Source organism: Pseudomonas sp. DWP2-2, from assembly GCF_049897065.1.
Taxonomy (GTDB): domain Bacteria; phylum Pseudomonadota; class Gammaproteobacteria; order Pseudomonadales; family Pseudomonadaceae; genus Aquipseudomonas; species Aquipseudomonas paracarnis.
In genome coordinates this window covers 395,394-407,397 of the sequence record NZ_JAFCVN010000004.1, presented here as the reverse complement: position 1 = coordinate 407,397, position 12,004 = coordinate 395,394, and the positions used below count along the sequence as shown (strand labels likewise).

Sequence of the window (12,004 nt, the reverse complement as noted above, 5' to 3'; positions counted from 1 at the left end):
CAGGCTGTCATCGGGGGTTACATCAATCTCCGCGAAGCCGCACGAAGCTGAGCTAGCATTGACGAACACCACTTTTTGCAACTACATTTAGTTACACGCAGGGAACGCCGTGTCCAAGAATGAAAAGCTGCTCGCCAAACTGCTCAATGAGCACATGGCATTTACCTGGTCTGAGCTCGTCACGTTATTACGCCGATTGGGATACACACAGATTGAAGGGGCCGGAAGCCGGGTCAAGTTCGACATGGGCGACCCCAGTGCAATGATCACCCTGCACAAGCCTCACCCCGGCAACGAACTGAAACACTACATTCGGCGCCAGATCATCGAACAATTGAAATCAGGAGAACTGATTCAGTGAACAACCAACTGAAACACAAAGGCTACATCGGCTCCATCGAAGCCAGCCTCGAGGACAACTGCCTGTTTGGTAAAATCCTGTTCATCAAGGCATTGGTGAGCTATGAAGGCAAAACTGTGGCTGAACTGGACGCAGCCTTCCGTGGCGCGGTGGATGATTATCTCGCTACCTGCCAGAGCCTGGGGCACACGCCGGAGAAACCGTGCAAAGGTTCATTCAACGTACGCGTCGGGCATGACTTGCATTTGGCCGCTGCCCTGGCGGCAAACCGTAAGAAAGTGACATTGAATGATCTCACGCGTCAGGCGCTGAACGAATTTCTGCAGCATCACTACCCAGAGCCATGCCCGACGATTGGCTGACTATCCCAACCGCCGGTAACCCACTACCGCCGAGCCCGCTACCACCGCCCCCGCCGCCAGCGCCACCCAAAACCCGCTGGTGGCGCCAAAGTGGTCGATCATCCACCCCGAACTGGCGGCGCCAATGGCCACGCCGATGCTCAGGCCGGTGATCAGCCAGGTCATGCCTTCGGTAAGGCGGCTGGCCGGGACGATCTGCTCCACCATGGCCATCGACACAATCAAGGTGGGCGCGAAGAACAGCCCGGAGATAAAGATTGCAGCGGCCAAGCCGGGAATATTGCTCACCAACAGCAAGGGCAAGGTGGTCAACGCCGTGGCTACGCCGCAGTACAGGAACTGGCGTGGCAACGGTGCCTTGAGTTTGAGGGCACCGAAGGCCAACCCCGCCAGGCACGAACCAATGGCATACACCGACAGCACGATACTCGCCGCCGCCGGCTGGCCTTGATGCTGGGCGAAGGCCACGCTGACCACATCCACCACGCCGACGATCACGCCCATGGCCAGCAGCAAAATCATCAGGATCAATACCGACGGCGACGCAATCAGCCAGCGACCGTGTGCTCCCTGATGCGCGTGTACCGGTGGCTCGGTTTGCCGTTGCAGCACAAAGGTGGTGACGCCCACCGCCAGCAACAACGCCGCCACCAGGGGCCCGGCTTCTGGGAACACCGCCACGCTCAACCCCACCGAAATGGGCGGGCCGATGATGAAGCACACCTCATCAAGTACCGACTCCAGGGCAAACGCGGTTTGCAGCCTGGGCTGGCCACGGTACAACTCGGTCCAGCGCGCTCGCACCATGGCCGACATATTGGGTATGCAGCCCGCCAGCGCGGCGAACAGAAACAGCGTCCAATTCGGCGCCTGCAACCGCGTACACAGCAGCAACATCAATAGCGCCCCGCCGCCGATCAGCGCGGCAATCGGCAGCACCCTGCCCTGGCTGTAGCGGTCCACCCAACGTCACACTTGCGGCGCGCAAATCGCCGTGGCCAGGGCAAACACTGCCGCCACCGAACCGGCCAGACCATAGCCGCCATGCACCTGGGACAGCATGGTGATCAGGCCGATGCCGGTCATGGATATCGGCATGCGTGCCAGCATGCCAGCGAGCACAAAGGCCCGGGCACCAGGGACCTGGAATAATTCAGCGTAGGGGTTTGCCATCCTGCTTGACCTCTTGCTCGACGCCCTGGGCTTGCTATCTGAAACCATCAGGGCAGAATACATACGGTGCGTATGTGGCAAATCATGCTTCGCATACGCAGCGTATGTCAATCACTTAGCCAAGAGACGCCCATGAGCCGAGCCCGAGCTGAAATGATCGAAGACACCCGCGCCCGCCTGATAGCGAGCGCGCGCCGGGCCTTCGCCACCCAAGGCTATGCCAATACCTCGATGGATGACTTCACTGCCCGCGCCGGCCTGACGCGCGGTGCGCTGTATCACCACTTTGGTGACAAAAAAGGGCTGCTGGCGGCGGTGGTCGCTCAACTCGACAGCGAGATGGACGCGCGCTTGCAACGCATCTCGGAGCAGGCCGTAGAGCCTTGGAGTGGTTTTTGCGAGCGCTGCCGGGCCTATCTGCGCATGGCCCAGGACCCGGAAATCCAGCGCATTGTATTGCAGGATGCACCGGCGGTACTGGGCGACACCGGCTCCCAACAACACTGCGTGGAGTCCTTGCGTCAATTGCTGGAGGCCCTGATGCAAGCGGGCCTGATGCCTACGGCACCCAGTCACGCACTGGCGCAGTTGATCAACGGCAGCCTGGTCAATACCGCGTTGTGGATTGCCCGGGATGAACACCCGGGCACACGACTGGAGGAAGGCTTGCAAGGCCTGGAGCTGCTCCTGCAGGGGCTGAGCCTCACACCAACCGTTTGATCTGCTTATGCCGCCACACCAGGCGGTAATAGGCGATCTGCAACACCAGCATCGCCAGGTAGGTCACCGGAAATGCCATCCACACTCCTTCCAATCCGAAGTGGGCGTTGAACAGATAGGCCATTGGCAGTTCCACGCCAAGCACGCAGAAGATCGAGATCGCCACCGGCATCAGCACCACGCCGCTGGCGCGCATGATGCCGCCGATCACCGCCTGGAAGCCGAATACCAGAATGCTCCAGAGCATGATGTGCAGCAGGTGTTCGGCCCGTACCCGTGCGCTGTCGTCGGTGATGAACAGGCCCAGCAACCAGTGGGACAGCCCATAGCCGAGCACGATCAAGCCACCGGTGAGGCACAGGTTGATCACAAGCCCCGTGCGCAGGATCGGCCCGATACGCTCCAGGCGCCCGGCGCCAATCGCCTGGGCGCCGAGGATCGAGGCGGTGATGGCAATCGACAGCGCCGGGAACTGCACATAGTTGACGATCTGCGTCACCGCGCCATAGGCCGCCGTGGCCTGGGAACCGTGGCCGTTGACCAGGGCCAGGATGACCAGCTCCGACAGCGATAGCACCACCATCTGCAAGCCCGTCGGCAGGCCGATGCGCAGGACTTTGCCGAGGATGACGCGGTCCAGGCGCAAGGCGGCAAGCAACTCGCGGTCTGGTGCCATCACGTGTTTTTTGTGGCGCAGGCGCAGGACCAGAAACAGCATCGCCAAAGCGTTACCTACCAGCCCCGCATACACCGCACTCTGGATGCCCATGGGCGGCAGGCCGATCCAGCCGCGAATCAGCGCAGGCGTCAGCAGCAAGCCCACCAGGGTGGAGACCATCAATGCCAGCAACGGCGAAATCGTGTCGCTGACCCCACGCAACAGTTGGGTATAGAGGATGAACACCAGCAGCAACGGCATGATCAACATCATCATCTGGGCGTAGCCCACGGCGTCGTCGAGCACATCCACCGGCGTGCCCAACGCCTGCAATGCCGGGCGCGCAAACAGGCTGCCCAGCACGGCGGCCACCAGGCCCACCAACGCGCCCAGGGTCAGGGTGGCACCGGTAATCACCTTGACCATTCCGGTCTCCTGGGCGCCCCATGCCTGGCCGATCAACACCGAGGCGCCCGCCCCCAGGCCGATCACCAGGGCGATAAAGAAAAACACGATGGGAAACATCCCCGACACCGCGGCCAATGCCTGGGTGCCCAGCATCTGGCCAACGTAAATGCCGTTGAGGGTGCCGGAAAAGCTTTGCAGGAAATTGGACAGCACCATCGGTGCCAGGAACATGAGGTAGATCTGCCACAGCGGGCGTTGCTGGGTAACGTCCATAAGGGGTCGAGTTCCGGTATGTTTAGCTACAGAAGGCATTGCGCGACAACCAGGCCAGGTAGCTCCGCACGTCCGGCGGCCAGTGCGCGATCTTGCTGGAAAAGTCGGCCTGGTCTTGCGCAAACAACGCTCGCGAGGCGTCTTCAAAACCCGGCAGGTTACCGCCGATGGCGCTCATGAAGCGGTAGCTGGCTTCCTTGGCCTGGCGTGCCTTATCGGCGCCGGCCTGGCCGGTACGCGCCTCATCCACTAACCGGCGTAAGGCGGCCGAGGCACCACCGCGCTGCTGGCCGAGCCACTCCCAATGACGTGGCAACAAGGTGACTTCGCGGGCGACCACGCCCAACTTCGGGCGGCCCACCGAGGGCGTGGCGGGCGGCTCATCCTCGATGTGGGCCTGGGCAGGTTGCTGCGGCGCATAGCCCGCCGGCCACGGGTAGTCGACCTGCCTGCCGGTGGCATCATCGAAGACCAGGAAGCTACCGGCGGGCAACGCTTGATCGGCAAGTGCCTCGGCGACTGCGGGGTAAGTACCGGCAGCAATGCGCTGATGAACTGCGAAAGCCGTGCAGAGTGGGAAAATTTGCGTAGGCATTTTTTATTACCCGGATTTTATTTGTTTTACCCGGATCATATTAGTCAACATTTACCGACTTGCAAGGCTGCAACACAGAGATTTTTCCGTGAACATTAGTGGTTGTCGAATCCCTACCCCCAAACGCCTGCGAGGACCTGCGCAACGCAGGGCGGTGGCTGCTGATTCGTGCTTGAGCAACTCCACCACCATCGGCAAGCGGCTCGGCCCCATCCCTTTGGCCCAAGATTTACCCATTTATCCATCTCGGTTGCGTCTTGAATCAACAGCACCACGGGACTGCTTTACATTCTCTCAAGAGTCGCGTCCTGATTGGGCTGAAGCACTTTTTGGAACATGACTTTTCATCATCAAGAAACCGATAAGCGGCCATCGTCTCGGCCAGTCGCCGACAAGCCGCGGGAATGCTGCTACTTGGGTGATCGGCCATCCTCGCCAAAGTCCAGGCCAACAAGGCCAACCCGCAGATGCATGTAATGTTGCTTGACGACGGCTTCACCCCTGAAAAGTTGCCGTTTTCGCGTTTGGCAAGCGGTGTCGCAAGTCACTTTTTTCCGGCAGCCCCGCGATTACTGAGTTTGGCGCGCTGCCGGAAAAATCTGGGACTTGGGCTTACAACCCCAAATACCTGTCAACTATGACAGTAGACGTGGCTCGATATTAGCTTGTAACTTAAAGCTGCAAGATAAAAACATTACTCACAAATCGAGAGAGAATTTATCATGGGTTATCCAGCAGATACTGCATATAGAGGTTTTATCATTCGCCAACATGATCCTGCCTATCAAGCGAATTCATTTCAGGGCTTTGACATTAACGGGAACGCTATTACTCTCCTTAACGCAACCGCAGATCAAGTAAAAGTTTTAATTGATCAGCGCCTTGATCAAGGCTCGGGAAGACACAACTAGTTAACACATCTTCCGGCTTCAGCTAATAAGTCTAGCGGCTCGACAACATCGGCCGCTTGGCCCGACTACATCACTCGTTTCTGGATCACATTAAGTGCCCGAAGAAAAATTTCAGGCATTTTCAGTACCTAGATTCTTTTAGAGAGGCCATTTTGTACAAGGGCTTAAGTTGACATGCTGATCCGCCTAACGTACATAATTTCTATTCGGGCGCTTGCATTTTCAGCCAATGTGAGCCGATGGCTTTGCCTGGTTGCAGTTAATGGGAGCCAGACATTTCGCTGAGTGCGAGCCCACGTGTTTTCAAACGCAAGCCATTACAATTACGCTTCAATTTTCAAGGTCAGTTTGGGGGACTCTCCCTGTTCATTTTTAATTATGTAATGCAGCGTTATTCTCTTACCAATCCAGTCGACAGAAGGTGACCAGAGCCCGACAACACCCACTACCGACAAGACCCGTGCGCAGGTGAAAGCCATGCAGGGTTACTTGCAGACAGCGATTTCGATTGATTGGGACCAGGTCAACCAGGCGCGACCGGAGTGGAATGCGCGGTGAGGTCGGTCGATTGAGCGTTGAGGCTTGAGCCCAGCGCAATCGTGACGCGGAGCGTCACAGGGCGCACTTTCCATGGCGTGTCTCCTTAACGCGCGGCTAACACGGCCAGCTCTTCGCGGGTGCTGCTAATGCCAGCACCCGCCTTAAGCAACTCATTCACCGCCTGTACACCCCCGTCCTCGCTGATGCTGCGGCACGCCGGCAAATGCAGGACCACTTGCAATCCGGCTTTGAGCAATTGCAACGCGGTGGTCTTGACGCAATAGTCCAGCGCCAGCCCGCCCACAATCACGCGGGCCACGCCGTGGGCCTTGAGGTACTCGATGACGCCGGTGGACAGTTTGTCGTGCAGGTCGTGGTAACAGGCGCCGTAGGGGTGCAGGTCGGGCTCGACACCTTTCCAGATGAAGTAGTCGTAGTCATAGGGCGTGGGCAATTCATCGAGCAGGGTGAACCCTTCGGTACCCGGCACGCAGTGGCTGACCCAGGTCACATCGGCATGGGCCAGGCCGGTGGGTTGCAGCATCTCGCTGTGCTGCGCAACCACCCAGGGTGCGTGGGGGGTGTGGGCGTCCTTGCTGCCGATGCGGTGGCCGGCGAGACTGGCCATGTAATTGAGTTCGGCACCAATGCCGTCGCCACCGGCCACTGGCAACTCGTTGGGACACAAGGGCGTGAAGCTCTTCTGGGCGTCGACGTCAAATGAAGCGATGGCGGCTTTCGAAAGGCTCATGGTCGTTCTCGGGTGGTCTGCACGTACGACCGCCTCCGGGCGAGCGTAGAAATCTTGAAGTATGGGACAGTTTACTGCGGGGATCGATGCGTTGCTGACTTACCCTATTCTCAAGCACGCTGAAGTTCAAAGGTGGGAGCTGGCTCGCCTGCAATGACGGGAGTGAATCCACCAACGCTATCGCAGGCAAGCCAGCTCCCACAGTTGGGTCAGCGTTAACTGCTAGTTCAGCCAATTGCCGCCATCAACGTTATAGGTCTGGGCCACCACATAGTCGGCGTCCGTCGACGCCAGGAAGATCGCCATGCCAGCCAGGTCTTCAGCTGTGCCCATCCGCCCAAACGGCACCTCATCCCCTACGCGCTTTTTCTTCTCGCCAGGCGCCAGCCCTTCATGCCTGGCGAACAGCGCATCCACCCCATCCCAATGCTCGCCGTCCACCACACCGGGGGCGATGGCATTGACGTTGATGCCCTGCTTGATCAGGTTCAAGCCCGCCGATTGCGTCAGGCTGATCACCGCCGCCTTGGTCGCGCAATAGACCGCCACCAACGGCTCGCCCCGCCGCCCGGCCTGGCTGGCCATGTTGATGATCTTGCCGCCATGCCCTTGGTTGATCATCTGTCGGGCTGCGGCCTGCAGGGTGAACAGGGTGCCGGCGACGTTGATCGAGAACAGTCGTTCAAAGCTGTCGCGGGTGATGTCGACGATGGGCGCCAGGTCGAACAGTGCGGCGTTGTTGATCAGGATATCGAGCTTGCCGGCGTGGCTCACCACCGTGGCGATCGCCGCGTCGATGGAGGCTTGGTCGGTGACATCCATCGACACCGCGTAAGCCTTGGGCCCCAGTTCGGCGGCGGTGGCCTGGGCCTGCTGCAGGTTGATGTCGGCGATGGCCACGGTGGCGCCTTCAGCGATGTAGGCCTGGGCGAACGCACGGCCAATGCCTCGCGCCGATCCAGTGATCAGCGCGCTTTTGCCTTCGAGTCGTTTCATGGGGGGTCCTGTAAAGGTTATTGCCGGTAGCCGGTGAACACCGCCGAGAACAGCTTGCCGACCTTTGTTGTGGAGCCTCGATTACAGCAGCTTGACCTGCCGCCTCACAAACGGCTGGCGAATGCGAGGCTGATACTTTTTTAACCTGAGGCACAGGATCAAAAAAGTATCAGCCTCAGGCGAAACCAGGGCTAGCGCAGCGATTGCCAGTGCGGGTATTTTGGGAAAATTGCACCGCCACAAGAGGCAGCACCATGCCCGTCAGCCCCGCCACCCTGTTCGAGCATCGCCCTGCCGAGCTTGAGGTGATCCTGACCGAACCGGAACATGGTTTTCGCTGGTTCGAACATGACTATCCCTATGAACTGGCACGCTGGAACCACCACCCTGAATTCGAAATCCACCTGATCCGCCAAGGCAGCGGCAAGCTGGTGGCGGGCGACTATATCGGTGCATTCAGCGCCGGGCACGTCGCGCTGATCGGCCCTGGCCTGCCCCACGACTGGATCGGTGACCTGGCCCCGGGCGAATACCTGCACGGGCGTGATGTGGTGCTGCAATTCGACGGCGCCGCCCTGCTCGCTCTGCGCACCACCCTGCCTGAGCTCGGTGATTTACAGTCACTGTTTGCACGGGCGCGACGGGGCATCGAATTCACCGGCGAGACCGCAACGAGCGCGGCACGGCTGATGGAGGCCATCGGCTGCGCCCATGGGCTGCAACGCCTGGCCCTGTTCCTGCAATTGCTCGACACCCTGAAGAACGCACCGCCTGCACAGGCCAATACCCTGGCCAGCCCGTGCTATGCACCGACGCTGGATGCGCGCAGCGCCGAACGTATCAACAAGGCGCTTGACTACCTGATGCGGGAACTGACCGGCGATGTACGCCTGTCGGACATCGCCCGGCAACTGGACATGAGCGAACCCGGCTTTTCGCGGTTTTTCAAGCGCAACACCGGCCACGGCTTTATCGACCTGATGCGCAAGTTCCGCGTGCAGCGTGCCTGCCGCTTGCTGTTGCACAGCCAGATGTCAGTGGCGGACATCTGCTTTGAGGTGGGCTACGCCAACCTGTCGAATTTCAATCGCCACTTTCGTATCGAAATGCACCAGACGCCGAGTGAGTACCGGCGGCAGGCCGCACTTCAATTATTCACCCCGGTTACCCATCACCCGCCGCCTTACTCGCCCGCCCCTTGAGCCAGTGCCTGCTGTGCCAGACGGGCAACCTGCAACTCAATCATGGCACGCTCGCGCTCCTGGTCTTCCAGAAACCAGGCGGCAGACAACCCGGCATGAGCCACCACCCATTGCAACAAACGCGGACGTGAGAGGCCGGCCGCCAGGGCGATAACCCCAACCTGGCGGCTGAAACGCAGTGGATCGCTACTGGTCGGCAAGTCCGGATTGCAGATCAGATTAGCGTAATCGTAACCGCGCTCGCCCATCACCCGCTTTGGATCAATCGCCAGCCAGCCACGAGGGCCAAAGTCGAGGATATTGTCGTGATGGCAATCACCGTGCAGTACCACAACCTCCTGTTGCGCAGCCAGCAATGTCCGGGCCGTCGCCGCGCAGTCGCGTAAGGCACCGCCCTCCTGTTCGGCGGCGTGCCACAAGGATCTGAACCACTCATCCAGCCCAACCAACCCTTCGGGCGGCGACACACGAGGCGCATGCAGCCGGGCCAGGGTTGCGCAGGCGATCTGGCTGGCTTCGTCGTCCTGACCATTGAGGGCCATGCGCATCAAGGAACCTGGGCCCGTGGCGCGTTCCATTAACACTGCAGTGTGGTCATGGGCGAACACCCGTGCCGCACCGTCACCGGCCCACCAACTCAGCAGGCGGCCGCCGAGTTTTTCCTCAGGGGTATGAGCAATTTTCAACATCGCCGGCACGCCCTTCCAGCGGACCGGCAACAGGTGGCTGCCGGGTGTGACGATAGGCTCTCCATCGGCACTCAGCTCCCAGGCACGCAGGTAGTGTTCGAACATCAGATTCCTCCACAGGGGTGACGCATCAGGATGACAGAAATCCCACTGTTTTCCTGACCAAAGCGTCGGCTAATTGCTCTTTTTTCTAGATAGTTCAAGCCATTGACCCAAGTTGGTACAACCTGTGCAAACGTTTGCGGAACGAACTTGACCGCCAAGTTCACTCCTCCCCGTCTAATCGGGTTTAAACCGCGTAAGAATAAGGACTTTCAATGCACCCCACCTCAAAGCCTCGTGCTGGTCTTGGCGTTTCGTTGCTACTGGCTGCCGTTACGGGAGTACTCAGTGCACCCATTTTGGCGCAGGAAAAGCCCGTGGATGACTCAGCACAGGGCGAAACCCTCAGCCCTGAAGCCAACCCCCCGGCGAAAAAAGGCGTGTATCTGTCCGAGTGGTTTAACCAGGACCTCACGCTGATTGGCAGCAAAGACATCAGTTTCGGCCCCAAGCCTCAAGATGACGTCTACCTGGAATACGAGTACTTCGGGCGCAAGGGCCCCTTTGAGTTGTACGGCTATATCGATGTGCCGAAGATCCTCACCATCGGTAACAGTAATGACAAAGGTGTGTGGGACCATGGCTCGCCGGTGTTCATGGAGCATGAACCGCGGATCTCCATCGACTACCTCGCAGGACGCAGCCTGGCAATTGGCCCATTCAAGGAATGGTATGTGGCCTTTGACTGGATCTATGACCACGGCAGCCGCAAGGAAAACCGCGCCAACACCCTGTACAGCGGCCTGGGCACCGATATCGACACCCACTCGCGAGTCAACCTGTCGGCCAATTTCTACGGGCGCTACCAGTGGGAAAACTACGGCGCCAGCAATGAGTATTCCTGGGACGGCTACCGAGCGCAGATGAAGTACATCGTGCCCATCGGCAAGTTCGACAACGGCGCCTCGCTGACCTACATCGGTTTCACCAACTACGATTTCGGCTCGGACCTGCACAAGGACAACCCGGCGCGCACCGCCAACTCCCTGGTGGCCACCAACGTATTGCTGTACTCGTTTACCCACCTGCGCTTTACCCTGGTCGGCCGTTACTTTCACAACGGCGGCAACTGGGAGGATGGCAGCGAGTTGAATTTCGGCGAAGGCAACTTCCGCGCACGCTCAGACGGCTGGGGTTACTACGCTGGCGTGGGCTATCAATTCTGATCAAGGAGCTGTAGATGAACGCATTGACCCGTATCTCGCTGGCCGTCGGCCTGGCCCTATTGCCTCACGTGGTGCTGGCGGATAACCCGCCACCGATCAAACCCAAGGTGATGCTGATCACCATGTTCGCCCCCGAGGCGCAAACCTGGATCGACCGCCTCGAGCTTAAACAAGAAGTACGCGTTCCGGGCTTGTCCGCCGAATATCCCGTGATTCGCTGCAACACCCAAGACGTGTGCCTGCTGGTGACCGGCATGGGCCAGACCAACGCTGCCGCGTCTACCCTGGCCCTGGCCTTGTCGCCTAAGTTCGACCTGCGCCAGAGTTACTTCCTGATCGCCGGAATCGCCGGTATCAGCCCCAAGCACGGCACCATCGGCACCGCCGCCTGGGCTCATTACCTGGTGGAGTTCGGCACGCAGTGGGAGCTGGATTCACGGGATGCACCCAAGGACTGGCCGACGGGCTATATCGGGATCAACACCAAGGGCCCCAACGAAAAACCACCGTTGGACTACAAGACCGAAGTGTTTGAGCTCAACCCCAAGCTGCAAGCCAAGGCGTTTGCCTTGTCGCACAAGGTGGAGCTGACAGAAAGCACAGAGTCCGCCGCTTGGCGCAAACACTACCCCGCCGCCCCGGCCAACCAGCCGCCGCAAGTCACCCGCTGCGACACCCTGGCGGGCAACACCTGGTTTTCCGGTACCCGGTTGAGCGAACGTGCCGAAGTCTGGACCAAGTTGCTCACCGACAACAAAGGCGAATACTGCACCACCCAACAGGAAGACAACTCCACCTACGAAGCGCTGCTGCGCGCCAGCCGCGAAGGCTTGGTGGATATCCAGCGTCTGGCCGTGGTGCGCGCAGGTTCCGACTTTGACCGGCCTTACCCTGGCTACAGCGAAGTGGACAACCTGCTCAAGTATGCGGACCAGGGTGGGTTTGTACCGGCGCTGGAAAACCTGTACCGCACGGGCAACCCGTTGGTCCAAGCGATTGTGAAGAACTGGTCGGCGTGGGAAAAAGGCGTTCCCGAAGCCGAATAAAGATCAACACGGTGGGAGCGGGCTTGCTGTGGCGAGCAAGCTTGCTTGCGC

Annotated in this window: 11 protein-coding genes and 3 pseudogenes; 7 read left to right on the top strand and 7 right to left on the bottom strand. The window is 59.6% G+C overall.

Going from position 1 to position 12,004, the window contains the following annotated elements; all coding sequences use genetic code 11:
* The first annotated feature begins 109 nt into the window (after window positions 1-109).
* A complete protein-coding gene (locus tag ACP7CZ_RS12185) occupies window positions 110-361 on the top strand; it encodes a type II toxin-antitoxin system HicA family toxin (protein WP_014718823.1) in 252 nt (83 codons plus the stop codon).
* Window positions 358-723, top strand: a complete 366-nt coding sequence (locus ACP7CZ_RS12180) for a type II toxin-antitoxin system HicB family antitoxin (protein WP_014718824.1) — start codon at window positions 358-360, stop codon at window positions 721-723. The genes ACP7CZ_RS12185 and ACP7CZ_RS12180 overlap by 4 nt, the downstream gene beginning before the upstream one ends.
* On the opposite strand, the pseudogene ACP7CZ_RS12175 reads toward ACP7CZ_RS12180, so the two are convergent.
* Window positions 724-1,896 (bottom strand): annotated as a pseudogene (locus tag ACP7CZ_RS12175) (MFS transporter).
* Between the two features lie 132 nt (window positions 1,897-2,028).
* Here ACP7CZ_RS12175 and ACP7CZ_RS12170 point away from each other — a divergent pair.
* Window positions 2,029-2,616 (top strand): TetR/AcrR family transcriptional regulator, encoded by a 588-nt coding sequence (locus tag ACP7CZ_RS12170; RefSeq protein WP_054918657.1) that lies wholly within the window; start codon window positions 2,029-2,031, stop codon window positions 2,614-2,616.
* Here ACP7CZ_RS12170 and ACP7CZ_RS12165 read toward each other — a convergent pair.
* The 3 genes and pseudogenes from ACP7CZ_RS12165 to ACP7CZ_RS12155 all read right to left on the bottom strand — a co-directional run.
* Window positions 2,600-3,955 (bottom strand): MATE family efflux transporter, encoded by a 1,356-nt coding sequence (locus ACP7CZ_RS12165; protein WP_197900983.1) that lies wholly within the window; start codon window positions 3,953-3,955, stop codon window positions 2,600-2,602. The two genes, ACP7CZ_RS12170 and ACP7CZ_RS12165, sit on opposite strands and share 17 nt — an antisense overlap.
* A 22-nt stretch (window positions 3,956-3,977) precedes the next feature.
* Complete coding sequence (locus tag ACP7CZ_RS12160) at window positions 3,978-4,550, bottom strand: DUF2239 family protein (protein ID WP_096144851.1); 573 nt, start codon at window positions 4,548-4,550, stop codon at window positions 3,978-3,980.
* 206 nt (window positions 4,551-4,756) lie between these two features.
* Window positions 4,757-5,001: pseudogene (locus ACP7CZ_RS12155) on the bottom strand (transposase DNA-binding-containing protein); the annotation flags it as partial.
* A gap of 892 nt (window positions 5,002-5,893) precedes the next feature.
* On the opposite strand from ACP7CZ_RS12155, the pseudogene ACP7CZ_RS12150 reads away from it, so the two are divergent.
* Window positions 5,894-6,019: pseudogene (locus ACP7CZ_RS12150) on the top strand (ABC transporter substrate-binding protein); the annotation flags it as partial.
* 85 nt (window positions 6,020-6,104) lie between these two features.
* Here the strand turns inward: ACP7CZ_RS12150 and ACP7CZ_RS12145 are convergent.
* Together ACP7CZ_RS12145 and ACP7CZ_RS12140 are read right to left on the bottom strand one after the other, a co-directional pair.
* Window positions 6,105-6,752, bottom strand: coding sequence for an isochorismatase family protein (locus ACP7CZ_RS12145; RefSeq protein ID WP_060765234.1), 648 nt, complete (start codon window positions 6,750-6,752; stop codon window positions 6,105-6,107).
* A gap of 222 nt (window positions 6,753-6,974) precedes the next feature.
* Window positions 6,975-7,748, bottom strand: a complete 774-nt coding sequence (locus ACP7CZ_RS12140; RefSeq protein ID WP_054918665.1) for an L-iditol 2-dehydrogenase — start codon at window positions 7,746-7,748, stop codon at window positions 6,975-6,977.
* A gap of 254 nt (window positions 7,749-8,002) precedes the next feature.
* Between ACP7CZ_RS12140 and ACP7CZ_RS12135 the strand changes: the two genes are divergently transcribed.
* Window positions 8,003-8,950, top strand: a complete 948-nt coding sequence (locus ACP7CZ_RS12135) for an AraC family transcriptional regulator (RefSeq protein WP_054918667.1) — start codon at window positions 8,003-8,005, stop codon at window positions 8,948-8,950.
* On the opposite strand, the gene ACP7CZ_RS12130 is transcribed toward ACP7CZ_RS12135, so the two are convergent.
* A complete protein-coding gene (locus ACP7CZ_RS12130; protein WP_054897045.1) occupies window positions 8,932-9,744 on the bottom strand; it encodes an aminoglycoside phosphotransferase family protein in 813 nt (270 codons plus the stop codon). The two genes, ACP7CZ_RS12135 and ACP7CZ_RS12130, sit on opposite strands and share 19 nt — an antisense overlap.
* Before the next feature lie 212 nt (window positions 9,745-9,956).
* On the opposite strand from ACP7CZ_RS12130, the gene ACP7CZ_RS12125 reads away from it, so the two are divergent.
* Both ACP7CZ_RS12125 and ACP7CZ_RS12120 read left to right on the top strand, forming a co-directional pair.
* On the top strand, window positions 9,957-10,907 hold the full coding sequence (locus ACP7CZ_RS12125; protein ID WP_032872109.1) for a nucleoside-specific channel-forming protein Tsx: 951 nt from the start codon (window positions 9,957-9,959) through the stop codon (window positions 10,905-10,907).
* Window positions 10,908-10,921: 14 nt separating this feature from the next.
* Window positions 10,922-11,953: a purine-nucleoside phosphorylase gene (locus ACP7CZ_RS12120; protein WP_236455294.1), complete on the top strand. Its 1,032-nt coding sequence runs from the start codon at window positions 10,922-10,924 to the stop codon at window positions 11,951-11,953.
* Window positions 11,954-12,004: the final 51 nt, after the last annotated feature.